Below are 24,876 nucleotides of genomic sequence, written 5' to 3'. Positions count from 1 at the left end.
CTCCCCTCAGACATCCACTAATTTTCTACACTCTTCTTGTGTTAATACTTTAAATAACCCAGCTTTCTTATCCTTATCTTTATATATTTTAAGTAATAACTCATTTAATTCCATTTTTTCTTCAAGACTCAACAGTCTAGGATCAAATGTTTGTGATTGATTTAGTAATTCAAGCAATTGATTCTGAACAATTTCATCACATTCAGCAATAGAATCTAGAAACAAACGCAAATCCAAATTGGGCATACAAAGAGGAATAGTACGAATAAGGACCTCATGCTCTCCCGTCCATTCAAGATTCATTCCTAACTGTCTAAGACACCGCTCCAACTCCACTTTGTTGTTTTGGAGTTTGGGAGGAAGAGAATAACGAATCGGCACTAATAAAGGCCTACTTGTTAAAGGCAAAACTAACTGGGCGATTAGTTCTTGCGACCTATATTGATGTAAGGCTACTATGTCTACAACATAAGGCTCCTGCTGTATGAACACCAAAATATATCTATTATTTAAATGAACCCAGGACAGCTCAGGTTCTAGGTTATAAATAGTTCTGCTTGAGCCAGTCAATTTGGGATAGGGTTCATAAATCTCTTGGCTTTGCTCTCGATTTGGCTGTTCGAATAACCTATATGAAGTGTCTTCGCTGATATCTTTTTTTGACTGCAATGCAGCACTCAATTGGGAAGTAAAAAAATCAAATACCAACCGAGGTTGCTGAAAGCGTACCTCATGCTTGGTAGGATGTACATTCACATCCACTTCCGCATGGTTCATTGTTAAGTACAGCACACAAGCAGAAAACCGACCTGGATGTAACAAACCATCATAAGCCTGCTTCAAGGCCTGATTAATCAACTTGTCTTTTACCATGCGCTGGTTAATATAAACCCACAATCGATCGTTTTGGCTGCGCTGAAAATTAGGACCACTTATCCAGCCACTGAGCTTCATTGCGCCATGTTCTACATCAAGATAAATTGCTTCTTTAACAAAAGTACTTCCTAATATACGGGTTATACGTGTTAAACGAGTTTGTTCATTTGTTGCTGCAGGCAAAGATAAAATCTGTTTCCCATTATGTCTTAGTGTTAACGCGATTTTAGGTGCACTTAAAGCAAAACGCTTTACTACAGTTTCTATTGCTTGAAATTCCAGTTTTTCACTTTTTAAAAATCGTTTGCGAACTGGTGCATTAAAAAATAAATCAACCACATCCACTGTAGTTCCTACACTACGAGCACAGGGAGTGATGGATCGTTCTGTACCCTGTATACGCAACATTGCTGCTGTTTCTTGTTGTTCTGGTTTAGAGCTAATTGTAACTTTTGCTACCGAAGCAATGCTGGCCAATGCTTCACCACGAAAACCCATACTATCAATCGCATATAAGTCATTAAGTGAACTAATTTTACTCGTCGCGTGCGCAGCAATTGCTAAAGGCAAGTCTTCAGCAACGATTCCCATACCGTTATCACTGATCTTAATTTGATTCAAACCACCATAACCTATTTCAATGGTAATCGTATCAGCACCTGCATCAAAAGAATTTTCCAAGAGTTCTTTCACTACCGATGCTGGTCGTTCTATGACCTCACCCGCAGCAATTTGATTTGCGATAAGCGGTGGTAATTGCTGAATTCTTATGCCCATGCCGGAGGAATCACCAGTTTTTGTCCAGCCTTAAGCTGAGTAATACCACGTAAATGATTTGTGGATTGGAGGGCCGCGACCGAAATATGATAACGAGCAGCGATGGCAGGTAAAGTTTCCCCAGCACGAACCAAATGGACATTATTCGTTGTCATTGCTTCGATTCGGGATCCATGAGGAGGATTTTCCCAGAAGTAGCCTTTAATACCTTGAAAAATTGCCTGACTCAAGCGTGCTTGATAATTTGGGTTTGTTAAATTACGTTCTTCTATGGGATTTGAAATAAATCCAGTTTCCACCAAAATTGAAGGAATATCAGCAGACTTCAACACCACAAATCCAGCTTGTTCCACTTTGTTATTATGTAAATTAGTGAAATTACCCAGTTGATTTAGAACTCGGCCCCCCATTTGCAATCCTGAATTAATCGTAGCTGTTTGTGACAAATCAATCAGAACCGAGCGTACAACACCATTTTGATCATCCAAATCACCCAAGTTCACGCCACCTAATTCTGAATAGTTCTCTTTTTCTGCAAGCCAACGTGCAGCCTCACTCGTTGCTCCTCGTTGCGATAAAGCAAATACCGAAGCACCATTTGAATGAGGGTTATTAAATGCATCCGCGTGGATGGCCACAAATACATCACCATTATATTTTCTGGCAATATCCAGGCGTTGTCTTAGTCCTACATAATAATCCCCAGAACGGGTTAATACTGCACGCATTCCTGGTTGCCTATCAATTAATTGTTTTAACTTCAAAGTAATCGCCAAGACAACGTCTTTTTCCCGGCTGCGATGAGGACCTCGAGCCCCAGGGTCTTTGCCTCCATGACCTGCATCCAAAACAACAATCACATCACGTAAATTCGAAGGCTTACCACTTACTTTAATAGGCTGTTTATTTGCTAAAATAGGGTGTGTTGACTGTTTCGGTTCAATTTTTACAGGTAATCGTGCCTGTTGTGTCTTGTTTATACTGGATTTTTTGGGTAATACAGGCGCTGCTTTTTGGGGAATATTGACTGCCGTTGGATAAGCAAGACGACCGCTATGTATTAAATCAACGCGTACACCACCAAAAGCTCCACTTGGTTTCCAAGGAGATGATCTGAGCTGTACTTTTTGGTTCACGTCGAAAACTAATCTTAAAGTTCGTGGATCAGAATGTCCACTGCGAACTTGTCTTACTAACCCATTGATTAACCCCAGTTGGTTTAAATCTACAGCTAATTGTGTTTCCTTTAAATCCACTACAACTCGTTCGGGATTACTTAAAAAAAACACTTTATGTGTGAATGGTCCATTGATTGTTAGAAATAGTGACGTTTGATTTCCTTGCTGTTTTAATACCACGGACTTAAGTTGAGCACTAAACGTTGCAATGGAGCAGAGACACATTACCACAAAACACCATGAGCGAAATATCATGTTTCACCTGCCAGGCAAGCTAAAATTCTTTTACCCACTGTGCTCAATGCCATTATTTGCATTTCACGTCCAGCCCCTTTAATACCTAACTTAAAACGAATATCGACGTTAGGCAATGTTTTTCCTGCATTTTCTGCCCATTCAATACAACAAATACTCTCCTGCGTAAAATAATCCCTGAATCCCAAATATTCCAGCTCTTCTTCATGATGTATTCGATAGAGATCAAAATGATGGATGATTAAATGATTGCATATATAGCTTTCTACCAGTGAAAAGGTAGGGCTTTTAATCGCAGATTGGACACCAAGATGCTTTAACATGGCTCGAATAATAGTGGTTTTACCAGCCCCCAGATCACCACTAAAGGTTATGATTAAAGAAGGGCAAAGACATGACGCCAATTGTGCGGCGAACTGTTCACTTGCCTTTTCATCAGGTAAATCTAATATGATTTTTGTATCTGTATCCGATTCGCTTTTTGTCATCATTCAGGATAATTCAATATATGAGGTAAAACATCCAATAAATCACTGGCTAATAATCCAGCTCCGCCCAAGTTTTTTGCGACCTGGTCACCCGCAACCGCATGCGCCCAAACACCGCATTGTGCCGCATCAGCTAAAGAAAATCCTTGCGCACAAAGGCCCGCAATAATACCGCTTAATACATCACCCATGCCAGCACTAGCCATCGCCGGATTACCTCGAGGACAAACAAAAGTATCTTTTTCTGCAGTTTGAATTACTGTCCCTGCTCCCTTCAATACAACTACTCCGCCATATTGCTGTTGGATATTTACAGCCGCCTGGTATCTATCTTTTTGAATCAAATCAGTAGAACAAGCTAACAGGCAAGCCGCTTCACCAGGATGAGGTGTTAAAATCCAATTATCATCCAATTGCGCATGCTCAGATAACAATCTTAATGCGGATGCATCAATCACCATAGGTAATTGTGACGTAATGGCGGTCAAAAATAAGTTAATCGCCCATTCAGTCTCTCCTAAACCGGGACCAATAATGCAGACTGTGGCACGAGCTAAGAGGGGCATTAGATCTTTCGCAGTTTTTACCCCGCTTACCATGGCCTCTGGAATTAATGATAAAGCGTTCTTTGCGTGCTCAGGCCAAGTTGCAACAGTTACTGCGCCTGCACCTGCTCGCATTGCTGCTTTTGCTGCCAAGCTAATCGCTCCAGGCATGCCCGGACCGCCACCAATTATTAAAACATGACCATAATTTCCTTTATGCGAATTTTTTTTACGCTCAGCAAGTGGTAAAGATAAAGTAGTTGGGCTTAAAAGACGTGCCAAAGGAATTAGTTTGGATACACACGCATCAAGTTGTAAGGAACAACAATGAATCTCGCCGCAATAGTCCGGGCCATCTGCAGTATACATACCCACTTTCTGTGCAATGAACGTTAGAGTAGTATTCGCTTTGACACAAAAATTCTCAACCTTTCCCGTATCTGCATTAAGACCTGATGGAATATCCAAAGCCACTATAGGAAGGCCACTTGCATTGATCTGATGAATCGCCGATGCAATGACTCCATGTACAGGTCCTTTCAAACCAATCCCTAATAGAGCATCAATAATTAACTCGACTTCGCTCTCTAAGGGTTCATCTGCAGCTTGACAATCAACCCCAGCATTTATTGCCATTAACGCTGCATGTTGCGCTGCAAAAGGAAGATCAGCTACTGTTTTACATTGGTAAATCGTGACCAATAATCCCTGTTCATGCGCCAAACGTGCAACAACATAGCCATCACCAGCATTATTTCCCGCACCACAAAATACAGCAATATGGCGTGCATGCGGGTAAAGTTTTTGTATCAGTGAAAATGCCTCGGCTCCCGCTCGCGACATTAATTCATTCTCATCTAATTGATACAAAGATGTTGCTTGCTGCTCACAAGCTCTAATTTGTTCACAACGATAAAGAGAATTTGCTGGTATGGTCACCTTGTGCTCCAAATCTATTAAGGCCTGTTACCATTTCTACTGCCTTGGCCAGCGAAATGGAAACAGGCCTTAGTTTGAACACGTTTCTTATATATAGTCTAGGATGTAGTGCAAACCCGGGTTTCAGAACTCCCGGGTTACGGCTTCACCTTCACCCAGGCTACGTCCATTTACTTGACTAATTTTAATGAAGGCTTACTTTTAGAAGCAGTTGAACCCTCAGATTCAGCACCAGAATCCCCAGAAGAAGCTGGAGGTGGTTCTTCTTCATCTTCTATAGCAAAGGCTATGCCTCTACCATTTTCTTTAGCATAAATTTCCAATACCGCTCCAGGTGGAACAAAAATTTGTTCTGTCTTTCCTGAAAACCGTGCAGTAAAAATAATTCGATCGTTTTCTAATAAAAGACCGCGAGTTGCTGCTGGAGAAATATTTAACACGATACGATCATGGTTTACATGTTCTTTGGGAACCTGCACACCCGAGTATGCCGCATTAACCAGAACATAAGGTGTTAATTCGTTATCTACTATCCAATCGTAGGCAGCCCGAATTAAATAGGGTTTATTTGATGTCATTGCCATATCTTTATGCCGCTCTTAGTTGTCGCTCAGCATCAGTCAAACTTGCTTGAAACGATTCTCGTTTGAACAAGCGCTGCATGTAAGCAATTATTCCTTTAAACTCTGGAGTAATCTCAATTCCCAATCGAGGCAGACGCCACAATAAAGGTGCTAATGCACAATCTAATAGGGAAAATTCATCACTCAAAAAATAAGGTTTATCTGCAAATACAGGATCAAGTGCTGTTAAACTTTCAAATAAATTTGCCCTAGCCTGGTCTGCATTATCATCCTTTAAAATACGATTCATTAAATAATACCAATCATGTTCTATTCTGTGCATCATTTTTCGTGTTTCTGCACGAGCAACAGGGTATACAGGTAATAAAGGTGGATGAGGAAAACGCTCATCTAAATATTCCATAATAATACGTGGTTCATAAAGCACAAGTTCTCTATCGATTAAAGTAGGAACAGTTCCATATGGATTAACTGATAAAAGATCAGCGCTGGGCTCAGCCTGTTTCGCAGCAAGAATTTCTACATTCACCCCTTTTTCAGCCAACACAATCCGAACCTGATGGCTGTAGACATCATCTGTATCGGAAAATAAAGACATTATAGTGCGCTTCGCAACAATTGCCATGAGCAACTCCTATTTAATTCATAAAACCTATATAAAGGTAAAGTAAACACACAAAACTCGCACTTTACCACATTTTTGCCTTTTTGGGTTACTTTATGCCGATTTTTCGCCAATAAACTGTTTTTAAACCCAGTACAACAAGAAATAAAACAAATAAAAAGCCAACAATAAAGAATCCCATACGGTAACGTAGGGATTGAACTGGCTCACCAACGTATGCAAGAAAAGTCACCAAATCTTGTAAGTTAGTGTCAAATTGTCCCTGCGGCAATTCGTGTTTTAAAGTCTCCAAAATATTTGGCATAGCAACATCAGGGACAAGCCGGTTATTAGTCCCAAAAGGACGTGCATCATCCTTATAAAAGCCATTTAGATAACTATAAAGCCAGTTCGTACCTTTTTCTCGAGCAACTAAAGATAAATCCGGAGGTACAATTCCAAACCATTGTTTTGCATCTTCTGGAGGCAAAGCAATTCGTATTGGATCATTAATTGTTGCTTGAGTAAAAATCAGATTATTTTTTAATAAATCTTCATTTATTCGACCATCAAACTGAGTTAAGCCCAATCCTTTGGCCATATGATTATAGCGTAAATACTTCAGAGAGTGGCAGCCTGAACAATAATTCATAAAAAGCCTCGCCCCTCTTTGCAAACTCTCCTTATCATGTACATTGGCCTCAACTGGATGCGCAGCCCAAATAACTGGATTCACAAGTAAGCCTGAAAACCATGTCAACAAGTAAAAAAGGCCTGCTTTCTTATACATCATCGCCCTCCTATGCGTGCAGGCAATGGGCGTGGTGATTCAAAACGCGTATAAAATGGCATTAATATAAAATAAGCAAAATATAATCCCGTACTGACACGGGCCAAAAATAAACGCGCAGGAGTTACTGGGATTGTTCCTAAATAACCCAAAAATACAAATGCAATGACACCTAGAAACAGCATCACTCGTGAGTAATTTCCTTTATACCGCATTGAGCGAACTGGGCTGCGATCGAGCCATGGCAAAAAGAATAGAACTAGTAATGCGAGTCCCATGCACATTACTCCGGATAATTTATCTGGAATGGCTCGCAGCATGGCGTAAAATGGCGACATATACCACATTGGAGCAATATGATCTGGAGTAATTAAGGGATTAGCCGGCGCAAAATTATTATGCTCCAAAAAATATCCCCCCATTTCAGGAGTAAAAAAAACTACTGCAAAAAACAGAACGAGAAAGGCAAGTATCATCACTAAATCTTTAACAATATAATATGGATGAAAGGGAATTTTATCTAACGGTTCACCTTTTGCATCCAGCTGTTTTTTAATTTCGATTCCTTCCGGATTATTAGAACCTACCTTATGTAAGGCAACAACATGCAGGAAAACTAGCAAGAAGAGTAAGAAGGGAATCGCTATAACATGCAAAGCAAAAAAACGTTGCAAAGTGGCATTGCCAACTGTGTAATCACCTCTTAACCAAATGACAAGGCTTTTACCAATATAAGGTATTGCGCTTAGCAATGAAGTGATGACTTCTGCCCCCCAGTATGACATTTGCCCCCATGGCAATAAATAACCAAAAAACGCACTCGCCAAAAGCAGGATATATAAAAACATCCCTAAAAGCCAAACCAATTCCCGAGGTCTTTGGTACGAACCATACAATAAGCCACGAAACATATGTAAATAGATAACAATAAAAAATGCGGAGGCACCGGTAGAATGCATGTAACGCAATAACCAACCAAAATTAACATCACGCATTATATATTCTATGGAAGAAAAAGCCTGTTCTGCACTTGGGGTATAAAACATGGTAAGCCACAAACCAGTAATAAATTGATTGACTAAAACCACCAGTGCTAGTGAGCCAAAAAAGTAAAAAAAATTTAAGTTTTTTGGAAGATAATAAGCACTGAAATAATTTTTCCAAGTGCTCATCAGTGGAAAGCGCTCATCGATCCAATTAAGGAGTCTATTCATTTAATCTAGCCTTACTCATTGCATTTATTGTAGCCTGGGTGCAGCGAAGCAGAACCCGGGAAAAACTATTTTTACACTCCCGGGTTTCGCTTCGCTGCACCCAGGCTACAAATTATGTAGACATGAAACTTATGCCTTATCCTCGCCAATAACAATAGTATGCTTATCGATAAAATAATAGGGCGGGACTTCCAGATTAATTGGCGCAGGAACATCTTTAAAAACTCTGCCGGAAAGATCAAAAGTAGAACCGTGGCAAGGACAGAAAAAGCCACCCGGCCACTCAGGCCCTAAATCTCCAAGATTAGGTTTGTATTTAGGGGAACAACCCAGATGAGTACAAATTCCTATAAGTACTAAATATTCTGGGTTGATGGATCGATGCTCATTTTTTGCATAAGAGGGTTGCTGTTGGCTCAACGAATTCGGATCGCGCAACTTTGAAGAATATGTAGTTAAACGTTGCAACATTTCCTGAGTACGTCTGATTATCCATACAGGTTTACCACGCCATTCAACAACTGCCTGTTCCCCTGGTTCGAGCTTACTCAAATCTACTTGTACTGGAGCACCTTCTGCTTGAGCTTTGGCACTAGGTAACCAGGAAGCAACAAAGGGTGTTAAAGCACATAGAGCCCCTATGCCTCCTAGGACACAGGTTGTAGTTAACAAAAATCGACGACGATCTTCATCTACAAGATCGCTTTTATCCTGTTCAGGAGCAGGACCAGCAATTTTATTCACCATATCGTCTACTTATGTATATTTGTAGCCTGGGTGCGCCACCGCCATTTGGTTAAACGAGTTCCCTTCTCCCCATGGGGAGAAGGTGCCCATCAGGGGATGAGGGTATTGATTGCAGCTAATGAACCCTCACCCCTACCCCTCTCCCACGTATGGGAGAGGGGAGTCTCAACCTAAGGTAGTGTTGCGCAAAACAAAAAACCCCGCATTTGCGGGGCCTTTTAACCAAAAAACGATTAACGTTTTGAGTATTGAGTTGCACGACGTGCTTTGTGCAAGCCCACTTTCTTTCTTTCAACACGACGTGAATCACGAGTTAGCAAACCACGTGCACGAAGTTTTCTGCGAATAGAATTGGGGCTAGGCTCAGCATCTTCTGCTAATCCTACTTCATCATAAGCAACTAACGCTCTTGCGATACCCAAACGCACAGCACCTGCCTGACCAGAAACTCCACCGCCAGATACAGTAATGTAAATATCAAACTTATTAACAAGCTCAACGGTTTCTAATGGCTGCATAACAACCATGCAAGAGGTTTCACGACAGAAATATTCCTGTAAAGTACGACCGTTTACTTTGATGTCGCCTTTGCCTGGGCGTAAAAACACACGAGCTGTTGAACTTTTTCTACGACCAGTGCCGTAGTATTGCTTCATTTCAGCCATAATACTTATTCCTCAATATCAAGTTGCTTGGGTTGCTGTGCAGTATGTGGATGTTCGCTACCTGCATATACTTTTAGCTTACGATACATCTCTCTACCTAAGGGATTTTTTGGTAACATGCCTTTAACAGCAAGTTCGATAATTCTAACAGGATTTCTAGCCTGTAATTTTTCAAAACTATCTGATTTTATTCCACCAGGATATCCCGTGTGGCGATAGTACATCTTGTCAGTAAACTTACGGCCAGTCACTCTAACTTTTTCCGCATTTGTAACAACAATGTAATCACCTGTATCAACATGAGGGGTGTACTCAGCTTTATGCTTGCCTCGTAAACGACGAGCAATCTCACTAGCTAAGCGACCCAAAACTTTATCGCTGGCATCAACCACTAACCAGTCACGTTTGACTTCATGGCCTTTGGCACTAAATGTCTTCATTAAATGAACTCCGAACCGCCTAAATTGGTAATCTTCTATCATGGACGGGCGATTTTAACCAAAACAGAAACATCCTACAAGTAAAAAGGATAAAATTTTATAAACAATTAATTAAATCCGCGTAAATATAACAAATTTCGCACAAGAATCACAGTGATTTTTTGGTTTAATGTAGCCCGGGTGCAGCGAAGCGGAACCCGGGATCAAAACATGACTGATTCGATTAATCCCGGGTTCCGCTTCGCTGCACCCAGGCTACAATTTAGTAATAATCATTCTTGATCAATTAGTAATTGTTCAACAACATGACCAGCAACTATATGCTTTTCTATAATTTCATCAATATCCGCAAAAGATGAATAGGTGTACCACACCCCTTCAGGATAAATCACGATACACGGACCGGAACTGCAACGTCCAAGACAACCTGATTTACTTACACGAATTTTACCTGGACCATGCATCTCTAACTCCAGGAGTCGCGACTTCATATAATCAAAAAAAGCTTCACCACCAGTATTGGCGCAGCATTGCTTGCCTGCAGCCTTTTGGTTGGTGCATATAAGAACATGTTTGTTGTAATAGGCCAATGAATTACTTTCCTATAGACTCAATTTTTGTTTTTAACTTCAAACCAGGTTTAAAAGTTACCACTCTTCTGGCTACTACAGGAATTTCTTCTCCTGTTTTAGGATTTCTTCCCGGTCTTTGTGGCTTATCCCTTAAGGTAAAATTACCAAAACCCGATAATTTTACATGATGTCCATGCTCAAGCGCATGCCGCAACTCTTCAAAAAAATTCTCGACCATTTCTTTTGATGCGGGTTTGGACAATTTTAATTCATCACTTAAGGTTTCCGCCATTATTGCTTTGCTTAGTGCATTCACGATTATTCCCTCAATATGATTGAAAATTTATTTTCTAACGTATTGATTATAGCACTAATTAAAGAATTAATCTCTGCATCAACTAAAGTCCGACTTTCATCTTGTAGGGTCATAGCAATTGCGAGACTTTTCTTTCCTTTGGGTACACCCTCTCCAGTATATACATCAAATACATCGAAAGATTTCAGCCAATTTTCATCAATCGTTGCACGAACAGCTGATTCAATTTGCATGACACTAATATTCGCATCAACCAGGAAGGATAAATCTCGACGAATTTGTGGGTACTTGGAAATTGTTTTATAGCGTGGCACCTCATGACCAATTAATGCCGCTAAATTGATTTCAAAAAGTAAGACATCATTTTGCAAGTCCAATGCATCCGCCAAACGAGGATGTAACATACCTATCCATCCTGCGGGCACTTTATTGATCACAATCTGAGCAGATTGTCCAGGATGTAGCGCATCATGCGCAGCCGCGATAAATTCGACCTGCTTTAAATTAAGTGAAGCAAATAAAGATTGCAGATCCCCTTTTAGATCAAAAAAATCAAAACAGCGCGCGGGCTCACTCCAATTTACGCTGCCTTGCTCTCCCATCAACAAGCCTGCAACGCAAGGGCGTTCTATGAGTTGTTCCTTACTCACATCAAAAACCACACCAACTTCAAAAAATTTAACTGCATTTTGTTGACGATGAACATTATAAATCATGGATGCGATCAAACCCGGCCACATCCCAACACGCATTTGCGATAATTCTGAGGAAATTGGATTTAGTAACTGCATAAATTCTTTATGCGGATAAAGTTCTTGTTGTAATTCAGGATCAACAAAACTATAACTGATCGTCTCGTGGTATCCTTTGGAGCTAAACCAACGTGAAAGCTTGGTCGCTATTTCTTCATTACCGCAAGTCTTTCCAGCTTGTACAAAGGTATATGTAGGCTGGGCATGTAAATTATCATATCCATACAGACGGATAATTTCTTCAACTAAATCTACATCCTGTTGAATGTCGAAACGATGTGAAGGAATAGTCACATCAAAAAAACTGGCTTGCTCTTTTCCGACAGTTATGCCAAGTCCTTCTAATAAACTTTTCATTTCCCGTTGTGAAATATTAAGTCCGGTTAATTTTTTAACTTTATCTGTATCAAAAGAGAAGCTTACTGTTTCAGGTATATGCTTTTTATCTTGAGCTTCTATGACCGGCCCAGCTTCACCACCCGCAATTGATAAAATTAATGCAGTAGCCCTTTCTAAGGCTTTCATTTGTAAGTATGGATCAACGCCACGCTCAAAACGCTGTGATGAGTCACTGAATAATCCAAATTTTCTAGCGATACCGGCAATAACAATTGGATTAAAATAAGCACTTTCTAAAAATACATTTTGTGTATGTGCTTGTACTGCACTCGCTTCCCCACCCATAATACCCGCCATCGCCAAAGGTTTTTCTTTATCGGCGATAACCAATACTTTTTCATTGAGGTTTAGCTCTTGACCATCGAGCAACTCTAACTGTTCTTGATTGTTACTAAAGCGCACATTAATTTCACCTTTGATTGTTTCTAAATCAAAAGCATGCATGGGTTGGCCTAATTCGAGCATCACATAATTCATTACATCCACAATAGGATGCAAAGATCGAATGCCACTACGACGTAAGCGTTCACTCATCCATAAAGGAGTGGTTGCTTTAGGATTAATATTGCGAATTACTCGACCACAATAACGTGGGCAGGCGTCAGGATTTTTCAATTGTATCGCCAATACATCATCAATACTTGGGGTCACCTTAGGAATAGATTGTTCCAATAAAGGTAATTTATTTAATACCGCGACTTCGCGGGCGATCCCTAACACACTAAAGCAATCAGCGCGATTAGGAGTTAAATCGATATCGAAAATATGATCATCAAGAGTTAAATATTCGCGTAAATCCATACCGACCGGGGCATCGCTTTCTAACTCCATGATGCCTTCAGATTGCTCAGCCATACCCAACTCACTCACAGAGCAAAGCATTCCTTGTGACAGTTCTCCCCGTAGTTTGGATTCTTTGATATTAAATCCACCTGGCAAACGTGCTCCAACCATCGCTAATGCCACCTTTAATCCTGCTCTAACATTAGAAGCACCACAAACGATTTGCAAAGGTTTATCTCCATTTGCGTTCACTTCACATACAGTCAATTTGTCCGCATTAGGATGGGGTTTGGTACTAAGAACTTCGGCTACAATAACCTGAGTAAACTCCCCTGCTACGGGACTCACTGCATCCACTTCCAGACCAGCCATAGTCAGTTGATGTGCTAATTCTTGTTCAGTTAGTGAGAAGTTCACCCATTCACGTAACCATAATTTACTTAATTTCATTTATAGTCCTTACCACCAGATTAAACTTTTATTGCCCAGTAGGTCTCTTTATCATCATATTCTATTGAGCTTTAATACTAAAAATAATTGGAACAGCGCGCGTTTGTTAAAATTGACTTAAAAATGTAAGATCATTTTCAAACATCATACGTAAGTCATCGATTCCATAGTACAACATAGCCAGTCTATCCATACCCATACCGAATGCCCATCCCTGATACTCATCTGGGGAAATATTGACTGCTTTAAGTACATTAGGATGCACCATGCCGCAACCTAAAACTTCAAGCCATCCTGTAAATTTACAAGAACGACATCCTTTACCACTGCATTGCGTGCATTCAATATCGACTTCCGCTGAGGGTTCTGTAAAAGGAAAATAAGAAGGTCTAAACCGCAATGCTAATTTACGACCAAAGAAATCCGCAAAAAGATCGTGGAGTAATCCTTTTAAGCTGGCTAAAGTTGCTTGCTTGTCAATTAGCAACCCTTCAACTTGATGGAACATAGGTGTATGTGTCAAATCTGAATCACAACGATAAACTCTTCCTGGGGCAATTAAACGAAATGGAGGTTTACGTTGCTCCATAGCACGAATTTGTACCGGTGAAGTATGTGTTCTCAGAAGACGGCCATCACCAAAATAAAAAGTATCATGCATTGCGCGAGCTGGATGATGCCCGGGAATGTTTAATGCCTCGAAATTATAAAATTCAGTTTCTATTTCAGGACCATCAATGATATCAAAGCCCATACGACTAAAAAATTCATTAATCCTATGCTTTACTTGAGTTACTGGATGCAATGAACCACTCTCTTTTTTACGCCCTGGAAGGGTAACATCGATTCGTTCCGCTGAGAGTTTTTCTAATAACTGCTTTTCTTTGAGCTCAAGCATTTTCGTTTCAATTAACTCACTGATTTCACGTTTTGCCTGGTTCACTAATTGGCCTACTTTAGGTTTTTCTTCGGCAGATAGATGGGCAAGACTTTTTAAAATTTCAGTTAACTTACCTTTTTTACCTAAAAAATCAACGCGAATAGACTCCAGTCCAGATACATCTTGCGCGTTTTTAATTGCTTCGGAAGCTTGTTCTTGTATGGTGATGATATCCTGCATAATTATACCCACAAGTAAAAAGGAGGCCGCAGCCTCCTTAAATAAATTTCATCTTTATTTAGTATTCTTAGTCAACTTGTAGCCTGGGTGAAGCGTAGCGAAACCCGGGAACATACAATTAACAACCGGGGTTTCGCTACGCTTCACCCAGGCTACACCGATCATTTAAATATTTTATAAAGATTATTTTGCCAATGCAGCCTTAGCTTGTTCAGCAATTGCAGCAAAAGCTACTTTGTCATGAACAGCCAAATCAGCCAATACCTTTCTATCCAGTTCGATTGCTGCTTTTTTCAATCCGTCAATCAAACGGCTGTATGATAAACCGCACTCACGAGCTTGCGCATTAATACGTGTAATCCACAAAGCACGGAACTGACGTTTTTTCTGACGTCGGTCACGATATGCGTATTGACCTGCTTTAATTACTGCTTGTTTCGCCATGCGGTAGGTTCGGCTACGGGCTCCGTAATAACCTTTAGCTTGGTCTAAAACTTTCTTGTGACGAGCTTTCGCTGTCACACCACGTTTAACTCTTGGCATTCTTCATTCTCCCCTTAACTACCGTGCAACATGCGTGCTGCTAAACGTGCATCGCATGGCTTCAAAGTACCAGCTTCCACGCGCAAATGACGCTTCGCCTTGGTAGACTTTTTGGTGAGGATATGATTTCTATAAGCGCCGCGACGTTTAATCGCGCCACTTGCTGTCTTACGGAAGCGTTTAGACGCTCCGCGATGTGACTTCAACTTCGGCATAACAATATACTCCGCATTTATTCAGCTACTTAGTTTTTTTGGGTGCTAAGACCATCAGCAATTGTCTTCCTTCACGTTTCGCATGCTGTTCTACAACTGCAAATTCAGCTGTATCTTGCTGTAAACGTTCAAGAATCTTCATACCGAGTTCTTGATGAGCCATCTCACGTCCACGAAAACGTAGCGTAATTTTGACCTTATCACCATGATTTAGGAAACGGATCAGGTTGCGTAGCTTGACCTGATAATCTCCATCTTCCGTCGTAGGACGGAATTTTAATTCTTTGACTTGAATTTGCTTCTGCTTTTTCTTCGCTTCAGCTTGTTTTTTACTCAATTCAAAGAGAAACTTGCCATAATCCATGATACGGCATACAGGAGGCTTGGCGGATGGGGATATTTCCACCAAATCCAACCCACCTTCTTCCGCTGCACGCAGGGCTTCACGCGTTGAAACTATTCCTGCCTGATTACCATCGACATCAATTAAGCGTACCTCAGGTACATTGATCTGTTCATTAATTCGTGCGCGATCATTTTCACGCTTAGTTGGTGCACTAATGGTTTAATCCCCCCTGCTTGTTACTTAATAATTGACCCTTTACGAGCAATTTCTTGCGCCAAGGTATCACAAATTGTATCTATTGTCATCACACCTAAGTCTGTTCCTTCGCGTGAACGCACAGCAACCTGGTTTGATTCAACTTCTTTATCTCCTATCACTAGGAGATAAGGTACTTTTTGTAAAGTATGTTCGCGGATTTTAAAACCAATTTTTTCATTTCTCAAGTCATAGTTGGCGCGAACACCCCTTTTTTGCAAAATTTGTGTTATTTTCTTTGCATACTCATTCTGTTTTTCGCTGATTGTTAGGATCATTGCTTGCACTGGGGATAACCACAAAGGCAGTTTTCCTGCATAGTGTTCTATCAAAATACCCATGAAACGTTCAAAAGATCCTAAAATTGCACGATGCAACATCACTGGAACTTGTTTACTGCCATCTTCAGCGACATATGAAGCATCCAACCGACCTGGCATTGAGAAGTCAACTTGTATGGTTCCGCACTGCCAAATTCTACCCAAACAATCTGCTAAAGAACATTCGATTTTGGGTCCATAAAAAGCACCTTCGCCTGGTGCATCAACCCATTCAATATGTCGATCTTTCATTGCTTGTTTTAAAGCAGATTCGGCTTTATCCCATACCTCATCACTTCCAACCCGCTTTTCAGGACGTAATGCCAAACGGTACTTAATCTCACCAAAACCAAAATCAGTATATACCGACTGAACCAGCTCAAGCATCATTGCTACTTCTGATTGAATTTGATCTTCAGTACAAAAGATATGAGCATCGTCTTGAACCATGTTACGAACGCGCATTAAACCATGCAATGCACCAGAGGGTTCGCAGCGATGACAATTACCAAACTCTGAAAATCTTAATGGCAAATCTCTGTAGCTTTTTAAACCTTGATTGAATACTTGAACATGGCATGGACAATTCATTGGCTTAACTGCATAGTGACGATTTTCTGTTTCAGTAACAAACATCTCATCTCTAAAATTAGCCCAGTGGCCTGATTTTTCCCAAAGTACTTTATCAACTAATTGCGGTGTTCTAATTTCTTGATAACCAAAATCAACCAAGCGATTGCGCATATAGCGCTCGAGTTCTTGATAAATTGTCCAACCTTTGGGATGCCAAAATACCATTCCAGGAGCGATATCCTGAAAATGGAATAATTCTAAGCTCTTTCCTAATTTACGATGATCACGCTTTTCAGCTTCTTCTAAACGGAATAAATAGTCTGCCAAAGATTTTTTATCAGCCCAGGCAGTACCATAAACACGTTGTAACATTTCGTTATTGGAATCGCCACGCCAGTAGGCACCAGCTAATTTAGTCAACTTAAATGCCTTCAAAAATCCAGTAGAAGGAACATGAGGGCCACGACAGAGGTCTTCAAAATCGCCTTGTTTATACAAGGATAACACTTCATTTTCAGGAATATCGGCAATGATCTTCGCTTTGTATTCTTCGCCAATACTCTTGAAATACTGTATTGCCTCATCACGGGGCAATTCTCTGCGCACCACTGGGTAATTCGCCTTGGCCAATTCCACCATTTTTGCTTCGATTAATTCCAGATCTTCAGGAGTAAAGGCTCTTTGGAAGGCGAAATCATAATAAAAACCATCTTCAATAACTGGTCCTATAGTTACCTGAGCTGTTGGAAAAAGACTTTTAACTGCTTGTGCTAATAAGTGCGCTGTAGAGTGACGAATTACTTCAAGGCTTTCTTCTTGTTTTTCAGTCAGAATAACTAAGGCACAATCATTTTCAATCAGAAAAGAAGTATCGACCATGCGATCATTAACACGAGCTGCCAAAGCAGCTTTAGCAAGACCAGGGCTTATGCTATGAGCTACATCATAAACCGTTAAGGGCGCTTCAAAATGTTTTATACTTCCATCAGGTAATTTAATGTTTGGCATAATTTTATCCGTAAGCACTTCTTTTCAAAAAAAAACCCTGCATGGCAGGGCTTAAACCTTTATTAAGAGGAGTCGATCTCAAACATCATCCCAAATGAAAGTGGGTGCTCCTGGAATACGATTTAGTTGCATGGTAGGCACGAGTGGGATCGAACCACCGACCACCACCATGTCAAGGTGGTGCTCTACCACTGAGCTACGTGCCTATAAAACGACCTGCATACACATTGGGGTGAAGTATATAATAAGGTGATATTACAAAGCAATCATTTAGATTATTTTGTATTAATAAATCGTCTATTTCATCCCTGTATTTATCGTATTTGCTAAAGTACTCAATCAAAATGCAAGGCTATGGAATTTAGAAAGGCTTAAATGGAGGGGAAACCATTCAAGCCATGATTTTGCGAGGTTAACTGCTATGAGTTATCCACTTTTCTTCTATTGGACTGTGCTGTGATATTGTTCCATCTTACATCACTAAACCTTTCCATAGGTTTCGGAGGCATTATACTTCTTCACCCTTTATTGTCAACTTTTAATTTCCAATAGAAACTTATAGTTTCTTAAACTTGTATATTTTGAATTTAACGTTTCGATTTGTTATAATTTGTTTTTATATCAAAATCAAACTCCGAGATCAGTGCATGGAAAAAATTAATTTGGCAAAACAATTTGCGGACCGCTTACGTGATGCCATGATCGCGGCGGGATTTAATTCACAACGTTCTACTTCAGGTGTTTGTATCCATAAGTTGTCTGAAATTACAGGGTATTCGGTACAAATATGCCGTAAGTACCTCCGTGGTGAAGCAATTCCTGAACCAGTCAAATTGGTGGAAATCGCGGGGAAACTTCATGTTTCACCGGGTTGGTTGTTATTTGGAAACTCTCAAAATGATCAAGGGATTACTCGCGAAAAAATAACAGTTAATAAAAATTTACTTCACTATCTCTTCACCAAAGCATCATGTCTTTATAACAGTACACTCTTGGAACAAGAAATACCTAATTTTTTAATGGAATTAATTAACGATATTAGTCTAATTAATGCGGATGAAGTGCAGTCTAAAAAAATTATTGATTTGGCTTTAGCTTCAGTCAAACACTTTAGCCATGCACCTGGAACATAAAAAGCGCCAAATAATTCAGCAATGGAAAAATGACCAAAGGGCATCGAGTTTTCAAATAGTCTCTAGCCCCTTGGTAAAATGAATTGAATGGAATCATATTGAGAAAGGCTGGGTATAACGCTCGATATATTTTTCGATATGCTCTTGTCTTTCTTTAATGACCTCATTCATTTCTTTAAGGAATTGTTTCACTCCATCCATATTGAAATGACGATGATGTTTATTTGCATAGTTAACAAATTGTTGAGCCATTTCCCTGCAATGTTCTGGAGAATATTTTTCATCACCTTTAAGACCCTCTTGATACATTTCTCTCAATGCTCTTTCAACCCGGGGGCCAGTCAGTTTATCTTCTCTAACACGAAGAGCAATTTCTCCAGGATAACTTGCTTTAGCAGTTGGCTCCGCATGTCTCTTAAAGAGAGGATGTTTTGATTTTTCACTAAGCATGTTTTTTTGAGATTGTCTTGTTTCCGTATAATCTGATGCAGCAGTAATTGCAGTTTCAAGAGTCTCTTTGGAAAAAGGATGATTTATTTTGAGACCGTATCCATCGAATACTTTAGTCACTTCTGGTGAATTTAGTACATCTATCATTTCTGATAAACTATGAAAACCTGATTTGCAAGTAAATGCCAAGAAAGTCTGAATAATATTATCCATATCTTTTTGTAACGTAGGACTTTGCTGGTTTTCTTTAACATACTCATTTAATACGGCTGCCAAAGTATAAGCTGTACCAGAAACTGAATTAACAAAAGGAACATCCACATTTTTAGCAGAATACCCGTCTTTAACTGTTCGCTTGATTAAAAAACTATCCGTAATACTGCCTTTTACTGCTTCCTCTCTACGCTCAACTAAAGGCATTGGAGTGTTTGCTTTGATGATACCAGGGTTTATTGAGTAACCGACATCGTGTGGTTTACGTTCTGAACCTCTGTCTTTAAAATCAGATAACGCATTTTCTTCATGCCGCATCTCAATTATTTTACCTAAAACAACCGGTGTAGCATGTGCGTCCTCACCAAATCCCCTTATTGCAGCAACGACCATTTCCATATCATTCAAATTATTAACTTTTCTAAGCTTTGAAAAATCTTGTTTTTCTGCATATAGCTTATTAGCACCAACCATAAATTTGGCAAGGCGGTCAAGACTGTCTTGATGATCTGTCGTGTCAAGAGTTTTCCATTGTTCAGTAGTAAACTTATGTTCAAAGTACCGTCTACTTTCTACTTGCTCAGGCTTGCAGTTTTTAGCTGCTGCTACAGCAGCTTGTTCAAATAACTCTGCAATGCCTGGGTCCTTTAGAGTTTTGGCTGCTGTAATAAGTTTTTCAACAGCATCAGTATAATTGACTTCTAGATAATCAACTTTAATTGCATCCATCGCCTCTTTTAGTGGTTTTTGATCTTCTAGTATATTGTTTTCATTTTTGAGTATGTCTAATGCAATTAAAATAAAATCAGAAGTATCAATTTTTCCGTTTTCCAACATTTTTCTTAGATCACTAGTTTTGCGAGGCATTTTAAACTCCCATAAAGTCTGTGTATAATTAAATTCAAGAGCATATTATGCACACCTCATGTAAGCACAATGCTGAGTGGGGTATTTTAAGTTATATAGATTAAGAAAATATTAAGAAGTATTGATTTTGATCATATAAGTTTAAGGATTCAACTGTATGAAAAAATTTTTGAAATCTGAGGCTATTTTTCAGTGCATCGAAATAAATGATATCGAGAAGTTAAAAACTGAAATAAATAAGTACTCTAGAGCGGAGCTTGTAAAACGTTCTTCTGGTTTAATCAGGCATGAAAAAAGTGTAAGAAGCTATAACCTTTTGGAAGCATGTTGTCTTGTCGAAAATGAAGATGCGCTTCGCGAATTGTTGTCAAGGGACTTGCTCTGGGAGGCATCCAGAATCAAGGGGGCGGCACATCTTGCTGCGGCATCTAAAAAATATTCATTAATAAAATTGCTGATAAAGCACGGCCTTACGGCGAATGAGGCTTTGCTAGAAGCATGCCAAGCAAATAATATTGAGTTGGTAAAAAATATATTACTTGAAAAGAGTAAGGAAATTGACTTTAGCAATTGCGAACCATTATTCATCGCGGCTGCTCATGGATATCTTCCCATTATTCAGATATTGGAAGAACATGGTTTTGATTTGCGTGCTGGCGAAGATAAAGCATTGTGTTTTGCTGTTCGAGGCAATCATATTGATTGCGCACGCTATTTAATTTTGAAAGGCGCTAATTTAAACGCTCAGAATGAGCTGCCATTAAAAACAGCCATTGTTAATGGCGATTTAGATATGGTCAATATGCTGTTAGATAATGGAGCGGAGCTTATAAGTGTAGCTGAAGATGAATTTGTTGCTCTAGCAGAGCGCTATAAGCAATTTGAAATTGCCAATACATTGCGCACCAAACTGGCAGAGATGCATATTGTACCTCGTCTTAATACCAAACAAAGTACACATACCTCAAGTGTAGACAGTTCGGCAGCCGAATCAGCTCTACGATTGCAGAAACGTTATGGGGATAAACTAAAACCAGCGTTAATAGATAAAACGATTAGTGAAATAACCATGTGGGGTACTGTTTTATCAAATTCAAAATCTCAGGAAGAATTAGCTGCTCATAGAGCTCTGGATGACCTTTTGAAAGGAACAGAAATCCATACCAAGACAGGTATTCTTTTAAAAAAACTTTTGCTCTTAACTTGGATTGCTATTCATGATGAAGAACATAGACAGGGGGAATTAGCAGAGGCTCTCAGGATGTTGAAAGAGGGTTTATATGAGATTCAAAGAGGATATAACTTATTAGAAGGCGATAAAGAGAGTGCGCAAGAGGATATCGATATTTGTCGTGATGGAAAATTGAATAAGCTCATGGAAAAATTAGTAGGAATCCATCCCGATGTAGAGATCGACTTTGTCACAAAAGAAGTTGCTTCCTATAAGTTACAGGCAGTAGTTAGAGAGGAAGCAAAAAAATTTATTCAGTCCTCTCCTCCTCTATTAGTTAATAGCATGTTCAAGCAAAAACCAACACTGGAAAGCATTTGGGACTCAATTCATGAAAGAGTCAAAAAAAGAATGTTCGAAGAGTTTTCTGCTTTATTTAAATCATATGATGATGCCGATTTTGATTCATTTGTTCGCATGGGAATTTATGTTGATTTGGAAAGTGGTTCTTCCCAAAGTACATCTACAAAAGAGTCCCCCCAAAATAGCCCAAGATAGTCCAAGAATTAGGTGAACCATTATTTGGTGATGGATCTGGGAACTAACACACGTTGTTCGCAGTGCCCTATTTCTCCATTTGACTTAATAGTGGTATCATTGCATTTTAAAAAAACACACTGAGTTTATATGTTACTCCATTATCTTTTCATCATAGGCATTTGTGTTGAAGCGATCACTGGCGCATTAGCAGCCGGTCGCAAAAAAATGGATTTTTTTGGTGTGATGCTCATTGCCAGCATTACTGCATTAGGCGGTGGAACTGTAAGAGATGCCCTATTTAATACTTATCCACTGACCTGGGTAACTCATCCTGAATATCTGCTGTATACCTCATTATGTGCATTCCTAACTATATTTATTGCCCATTCATTGATTCGAATTATGAAAATATTTTTAATCCTTGACGCACTTGGATTATCTACTTTCGTGATTATTGGTACTCAAAAAGCATTGCATCATGGTTTATCTCCGAGCATCGCCATTATTAGTGGCATGATCACCGGTATTTGTGGGGGGATGTTGCGGGATATTTTATGTAATGACATCCCTCTAGTGTTAAGAAAAGAACTCTATGCAGTGATTGCTCTTGCTGGTGCATTACTATTTATCGTTCTAGATTATTTTCATACCCCAGAAAATATTAACATAATAGTCACACTAGTCAGTATTTTTACAGCGCGTCTGTTGGCTATTTTCTTCCATATTGAAATACCCATATTTGATTATTCAGAGAGTATCAAAAAGCGTAGACGGAAATCCTAGGGATAAAATTGTAGCCAGGGTGAAGCGCAGCGATGCCCGGGGATTCTCTGGATATGAACGAATTGTTCAAACCCGGGTTCCGCTTCGCTTCACCCAGGCTACTTCTTCTTATTCCTAAACTTCTTTCACTTCAATAATGCTTACTTCTTCTACTGGCACATCAGCATGTCCCATATGTTGTCCCGTTTTTACTTTGGCAATAGAGTCCACAATATCCATACCTTCCACTACCTCACCAAATACGCAATATCCATATCCTTGCATGTGGTCACCGCTGTAGTTCAGAAATGCATTATCAGCAACATTAATAAAAAATTGCGCTGTTGCAGAGTGAGGATCCATGGTTCGTGCCATTGCAATAGATCCACGTTTGTTTGGCTTCGCATTTTTTGCTTCATTTTTAATGGGCTCATTAGTAGATTTCTGCTTCATCTCTGAATCCAGTCCACCACCTTGAATCATAAAACCTGCAATAACACGATGGAAAATTGTATTATTATAAAAACCACTGCGCACATAATTAAGAAAATTTTCTACTGTAGCTGGAGTATTTTCTGTATCTAACTGTAGATGAATATCACCTTTAGATGTGCTAATTACAACCATTTTATCTCCTGTTATTTTTTAGATTATTTGATGAATCCATATAAAAAGCATTGCTTTTTATAGGACAATTCATTCGTTAATGACGTAAACGGGCATATGATGCCTTTAGTTTGAACTTTCGTTAATTATCAACTCGCGCATTTTATCACAAACATCGTGCATTATATGAACATTGTGAATACTTGCCAACGCGGTAAATAAATTTGTTTTTTGCTTTGCTAACTGATGTAAATAGGAACGTGAGTAATTCTGGCAGGTATAACACGAACACTGTGCCATAATTGGCGACATATCCTCAGCAAAACATGATTTCTTAATTTGAATCCGTTCGTTCTCATATTCACTGGCAAAACGTAACCAATTGCCTTCTCGAATTAATTCCCCACAATATAAAGAGCCATGGCGTGCATTACGTGTTGGAGCAACACAATCAAACATATCAATTCCCTCGGCAACTACATCCAAAAGATCCTGTGGCGACATGCCAACACCCATTGTATAGCGCGGTTTATCTTCAGGCAGATAATCACGAACCCAACGAATAACCTCAACAGTAGTTTTCATATCAAAACCAATTGTTTCGCCACCAATCGCAATACCATCGGTATTCATTGAAGAGATAAAATCTGCACTTTCACGACGTAAGTCTTTAAAAGTTCCTCCTTGAATAATTCCAAAAAGTGCCTGCTCGTAACCATATCGTGAGTTTGGATGTTGGAGGTGGTATTGCATGGATTGTCGTAACCATCGATGCGTACGTGTCATAATATGGCTTACTTCATCTTTGGTACAACTATCCGGCGTACACTGATCAAAAGCCATGATAATATCCGCGCCAATAATCTTTTGGGTTTCCAAAGACATTTCGGGAGTCATATGAATCAATCGCTGACTACTAGGTAATTTGAAGTGAGCCCCTTCTTCATCAATAGTACAAATTTCTTTATTCTTGGAAAGACTAAAAACCTGAAAACCACCGCTATCTGTTAACATCGGACCGTGCCATCCCATAAAAGGATGCATTCCCCCGGCTTTTTCAATAACTTCCATACCAGGGGCACATAACATATGATAAGTATTCCCACCTAATATGATTTGACTGTGTGCATCTCGCAATTCTGTAGGGGTCATATTATTTACACCAGCGCGGGTACCAACTGGCATAAAGACCGGTGTAATAAATTCACCATGGGCTGTAGTTACACGTGTTACCCGTGCTTGAGTAGCGGCGTGCTTATGTAACACATTGCAAGAAAAGGTTTTCATTTACTAAAAATAATTCAAAAATGCCGATGATAGCTAAGTCAACTGCAGATTACCAGCATTAGCCATGTTAATAATGAATCAATCTATGATATC

25 protein-coding genes and 1 tRNA gene are annotated in these 24,876 nt (G+C 39.6%); 3 read left to right on the top strand and 23 right to left on the bottom strand.

The window, feature by feature from the left end; all coding sequences use genetic code 11:
- Positions 1–6: 6 nt before the first annotated feature.
- The 20 genes from mutL to Lstg_RS05460 all read right to left on the bottom strand — a co-directional run bounded on the left by mutL (position 7) and on the right by Lstg_RS05460 (position 17,960).
- Complete coding sequence (gene mutL / locus Lstg_RS05550; protein ID WP_058476670.1) at positions 7–1,653, bottom strand: DNA mismatch repair endonuclease MutL; 1,647 nt, start codon at positions 1,651–1,653, stop codon at positions 7–9.
- Positions 1,644–3,086, bottom strand: a complete 1,443-nt coding sequence (locus tag Lstg_RS05545; RefSeq protein ID WP_058476669.1) for an N-acetylmuramoyl-L-alanine amidase family protein — start codon at positions 3,084–3,086, stop codon at positions 1,644–1,646. Before Lstg_RS05545 ends, mutL begins: the two co-directional genes overlap by 10 nt.
- Positions 3,083–3,577: a tRNA (adenosine(37)-N6)-threonylcarbamoyltransferase complex ATPase subunit type 1 TsaE gene (gene tsaE, locus Lstg_RS05540; protein WP_058476668.1), complete on the bottom strand. Its 495-nt coding sequence runs from the start codon at positions 3,575–3,577 to the stop codon at positions 3,083–3,085. Before tsaE ends, Lstg_RS05545 begins: the two co-directional genes overlap by 4 nt.
- Positions 3,574–5,052: a bifunctional ADP-dependent NAD(P)H-hydrate dehydratase/NAD(P)H-hydrate epimerase gene (locus Lstg_RS05535; protein ID WP_058476791.1), complete on the bottom strand. Its 1,479-nt coding sequence runs from the start codon at positions 5,050–5,052 to the stop codon at positions 3,574–3,576. The genes tsaE and Lstg_RS05535 overlap by 4 nt, the downstream gene beginning before the upstream one ends.
- Positions 5,053–5,228: 176 nt before the next feature.
- Entirely contained in the window at positions 5,229–5,642 is a 414-nt protein-coding gene (locus Lstg_RS05530; RefSeq protein WP_058476667.1) for a ClpXP protease specificity-enhancing factor, read from the bottom strand.
- Between the two features lie 4 nt (positions 5,643–5,646).
- Entirely contained in the window at positions 5,647–6,267 is a 621-nt protein-coding gene (gene sspA / locus Lstg_RS05525; protein WP_058476666.1) for a stringent starvation protein SspA, read from the bottom strand.
- Between the two features lie 88 nt (positions 6,268–6,355).
- Positions 6,356–7,036, bottom strand: coding sequence for a cytochrome c1 (locus Lstg_RS05520; protein ID WP_058476665.1), 681 nt, complete (start codon positions 7,034–7,036; stop codon positions 6,356–6,358).
- Entirely contained in the window at positions 7,036–8,250 is a 1,215-nt protein-coding gene (locus tag Lstg_RS05515) for a cytochrome b (protein WP_058476664.1), read from the bottom strand. The genes Lstg_RS05520 and Lstg_RS05515 overlap by 1 nt, the downstream gene beginning before the upstream one ends.
- A gap of 129 nt (positions 8,251–8,379) precedes the next feature.
- On the bottom strand, positions 8,380–8,997 hold the full coding sequence (gene petA / locus Lstg_RS05510) for a ubiquinol-cytochrome c reductase iron-sulfur subunit (protein WP_058476663.1): 618 nt from the start codon (positions 8,995–8,997) through the stop codon (positions 8,380–8,382).
- 233 nt (positions 8,998–9,230) lie between these two features.
- Complete coding sequence (gene rpsI / locus Lstg_RS05505; RefSeq protein WP_058476662.1) at positions 9,231–9,662, bottom strand: 30S ribosomal protein S9; 432 nt, start codon at positions 9,660–9,662, stop codon at positions 9,231–9,233.
- Positions 9,663–9,667: 5 nt separating this feature from the next.
- Complete coding sequence (gene rplM, locus Lstg_RS05500) at positions 9,668–10,102, bottom strand: 50S ribosomal protein L13 (RefSeq protein WP_058476661.1); 435 nt, start codon at positions 10,100–10,102, stop codon at positions 9,668–9,670.
- Between the two features lie 272 nt (positions 10,103–10,374).
- Entirely contained in the window at positions 10,375–10,692 is a 318-nt protein-coding gene (locus tag Lstg_RS05495; RefSeq protein WP_058476660.1) for a (2Fe-2S) ferredoxin domain-containing protein, read from the bottom strand.
- A 4-nt stretch (positions 10,693–10,696) separates the two neighbouring features.
- Positions 10,697–10,990: an integration host factor subunit alpha gene (locus tag Lstg_RS05490; RefSeq protein ID WP_028380711.1), complete on the bottom strand. Its 294-nt coding sequence runs from the start codon at positions 10,988–10,990 to the stop codon at positions 10,697–10,699.
- A 2-nt stretch (positions 10,991–10,992) separates the two neighbouring features.
- Complete coding sequence (gene pheT, locus Lstg_RS05485) at positions 10,993–13,374, bottom strand: phenylalanine--tRNA ligase subunit beta (RefSeq protein ID WP_058476659.1); 2,382 nt, start codon at positions 13,372–13,374, stop codon at positions 10,993–10,995.
- Positions 13,375–13,480: 106 nt separating this feature from the next.
- Positions 13,481–14,494 carry a phenylalanine--tRNA ligase subunit alpha gene (pheS, locus tag Lstg_RS05480; RefSeq protein ID WP_058476658.1) on the bottom strand — a complete coding sequence of 338 codons (1,014 nt, stop codon included), beginning with the start codon at positions 14,492–14,494 and terminating at the stop codon, positions 13,481–13,483.
- 183 nt (positions 14,495–14,677) lie between these two features.
- Positions 14,678–15,037 (bottom strand): 50S ribosomal protein L20, encoded by a 360-nt coding sequence (gene rplT, locus Lstg_RS05475; protein WP_028380708.1) that lies wholly within the window; start codon positions 15,035–15,037, stop codon positions 14,678–14,680.
- A gap of 14 nt (positions 15,038–15,051) precedes the next feature.
- Positions 15,052–15,252, bottom strand: coding sequence for a 50S ribosomal protein L35 (gene rpmI, locus Lstg_RS17490; protein WP_082650800.1), 201 nt, complete (start codon positions 15,250–15,252; stop codon positions 15,052–15,054).
- Between the two features lie 25 nt (positions 15,253–15,277).
- Complete coding sequence (gene infC, locus Lstg_RS05470) at positions 15,278–15,814, bottom strand: translation initiation factor IF-3 (RefSeq protein ID WP_058476657.1); 537 nt, start codon at positions 15,812–15,814, stop codon at positions 15,278–15,280.
- A gap of 20 nt (positions 15,815–15,834) precedes the next feature.
- Positions 15,835–17,754, bottom strand: coding sequence for a threonine--tRNA ligase (gene thrS / locus Lstg_RS05465; RefSeq protein ID WP_058476656.1), 1,920 nt, complete (start codon positions 17,752–17,754; stop codon positions 15,835–15,837).
- A gap of 131 nt (positions 17,755–17,885) precedes the next feature.
- Positions 17,886–17,960, bottom strand: a tRNA-Val gene (locus Lstg_RS05460).
- 441 nt (positions 17,961–18,401) lie between these two features.
- Here Lstg_RS05460 and Lstg_RS05455 point away from each other — a divergent pair.
- On the top strand, positions 18,402–18,887 hold the full coding sequence (locus Lstg_RS05455) for a helix-turn-helix domain-containing protein (protein WP_058476655.1): 486 nt from the start codon (positions 18,402–18,404) through the stop codon (positions 18,885–18,887).
- Between the two features lie 93 nt (positions 18,888–18,980).
- Here Lstg_RS05455 and Lstg_RS05450 read toward each other — a convergent pair whose 3' ends face one another.
- A complete protein-coding gene (locus Lstg_RS05450; RefSeq protein ID WP_058476654.1) occupies positions 18,981–20,417 on the bottom strand; it encodes a hypothetical protein in 1,437 nt (478 codons plus the stop codon).
- A 157-nt stretch (positions 20,418–20,574) separates the two neighbouring features.
- Here Lstg_RS05450 and Lstg_RS05445 point away from each other — a divergent pair, with 157 nt between their 5' ends.
- Positions 20,575–22,146: an ankyrin repeat domain-containing protein gene (locus Lstg_RS05445; RefSeq protein ID WP_058476653.1), complete on the top strand. Its 1,572-nt coding sequence runs from the start codon at positions 20,575–20,577 to the stop codon at positions 22,144–22,146.
- Between the two features lie 129 nt (positions 22,147–22,275).
- Positions 22,276–22,911: a trimeric intracellular cation channel family protein gene (locus Lstg_RS05440; RefSeq protein WP_058476652.1), complete on the top strand. Its 636-nt coding sequence runs from the start codon at positions 22,276–22,278 to the stop codon at positions 22,909–22,911.
- Positions 22,912–23,025: 114 nt separating this feature from the next.
- On the opposite strand, the gene Lstg_RS05435 is transcribed toward Lstg_RS05440, so the two are convergent.
- Both Lstg_RS05435 and tgt read right to left on the bottom strand, forming a co-directional pair.
- On the bottom strand, positions 23,026–23,517 hold the full coding sequence (locus Lstg_RS05435) for a peptidylprolyl isomerase (RefSeq protein WP_058476651.1): 492 nt from the start codon (positions 23,515–23,517) through the stop codon (positions 23,026–23,028).
- 105 nt (positions 23,518–23,622) lie between these two features.
- The gene (gene tgt, locus Lstg_RS05430) at positions 23,623–24,783 is read right to left on the bottom strand and encodes a tRNA guanosine(34) transglycosylase Tgt (protein ID WP_058476650.1); all 1,161 of its coding nucleotides are present in this window, start codon (positions 24,781–24,783) and stop codon (positions 23,623–23,625) included.
- Positions 24,784–24,876 lie beyond the last annotated feature (93 nt).

Origin of the sequence: Legionella steigerwaltii (genome assembly GCF_001468065.1) — a bacterium.
GTDB classification, from domain to species: Bacteria; Pseudomonadota; Gammaproteobacteria; order Legionellales; family Legionellaceae; genus Legionella; species Legionella steigerwaltii.
This window is presented reverse-complemented; position numbering and strand designations above follow the sequence as displayed.

Coding starts and splice junctions, on each gene's coding strand:
- mutL (WP_058476670.1), bottom strand. CDS start 1,653: ATGGGCATAAGAATTCAGCAATTACCACCGCTTATCGCAAATCAAATT.
- Lstg_RS05545 (WP_058476669.1), bottom strand. CDS start 3,086: ATGATATTTCGCTCATGGTGTTTTGTGGTAATGTGTCTCTGCTCCATT.
- tsaE (WP_058476668.1), bottom strand. CDS start 3,577: ATGATGACAAAAAGCGAATCGGATACAGATACAAAAATCATATTAGAT.
- Lstg_RS05530 (WP_058476667.1), bottom strand. CDS start 5,642: ATGGCAATGACATCAAATAAACCCTATTTAATTCGGGCTGCCTACGAT.
- sspA (WP_058476666.1), bottom strand. CDS start 6,267: ATGGCAATTGTTGCGAAGCGCACTATAATGTCTTTATTTTCCGATACA.
- Lstg_RS05520 (WP_058476665.1), bottom strand. CDS start 7,036: ATGTATAAGAAAGCAGGCCTTTTTTACTTGTTGACATGGTTTTCAGGC.
- Lstg_RS05515 (WP_058476664.1), bottom strand. CDS start 8,250: ATGAATAGACTCCTTAATTGGATCGATGAGCGCTTTCCACTGATGAGC.
- petA (WP_058476663.1), bottom strand. CDS start 8,997: ATGGTGAATAAAATTGCTGGTCCTGCTCCTGAACAGGATAAAAGCGAT.
- rpsI (WP_058476662.1), bottom strand. CDS start 9,662: ATGGCTGAAATGAAGCAATACTACGGCACTGGTCGTAGAAAAAGTTCA.
- rplM (WP_058476661.1), bottom strand. CDS start 10,102: ATGAAGACATTTAGTGCCAAAGGCCATGAAGTCAAACGTGACTGGTTA.
- pheT (WP_058476659.1), bottom strand. CDS start 13,374: ATGAAATTAAGTAAATTATGGTTACGTGAATGGGTGAACTTCTCACTA.
- pheS (WP_058476658.1), bottom strand. CDS start 14,494: ATGCAGGATATCATCACCATACAAGAACAAGCTTCCGAAGCAATTAAA.
- rplT (WP_028380708.1), bottom strand. CDS start 15,037: ATGCCAAGAGTTAAACGTGGTGTGACAGCGAAAGCTCGTCACAAGAAA.
- rpmI (WP_082650800.1), bottom strand. CDS start 15,252: ATGCCGAAGTTGAAGTCACATCGCGGAGCGTCTAAACGCTTCCGTAAG.
- thrS (WP_058476656.1), bottom strand. CDS start 17,754: ATGCCAAACATTAAATTACCTGATGGAAGTATAAAACATTTTGAAGCG.
- Lstg_RS05455 (WP_058476655.1), top strand. CDS start 18,402: ATGGAAAAAATTAATTTGGCAAAACAATTTGCGGACCGCTTACGTGAT.
- Lstg_RS05450 (WP_058476654.1), bottom strand. CDS start 20,417: ATGCCTCGCAAAACTAGTGATCTAAGAAAAATGTTGGAAAACGGAAAA.
- Lstg_RS05445 (WP_058476653.1), top strand. CDS start 20,575: ATGAAAAAATTTTTGAAATCTGAGGCTATTTTTCAGTGCATCGAAATA.
- Lstg_RS05440 (WP_058476652.1), top strand. CDS start 22,276: ATGTTACTCCATTATCTTTTCATCATAGGCATTTGTGTTGAAGCGATC.
- Lstg_RS05435 (WP_058476651.1), bottom strand. CDS start 23,517: ATGGTTGTAATTAGCACATCTAAAGGTGATATTCATCTACAGTTAGAT.
- tgt (WP_058476650.1), bottom strand. CDS start 24,783: ATGAAAACCTTTTCTTGCAATGTGTTACATAAGCACGCCGCTACTCAA.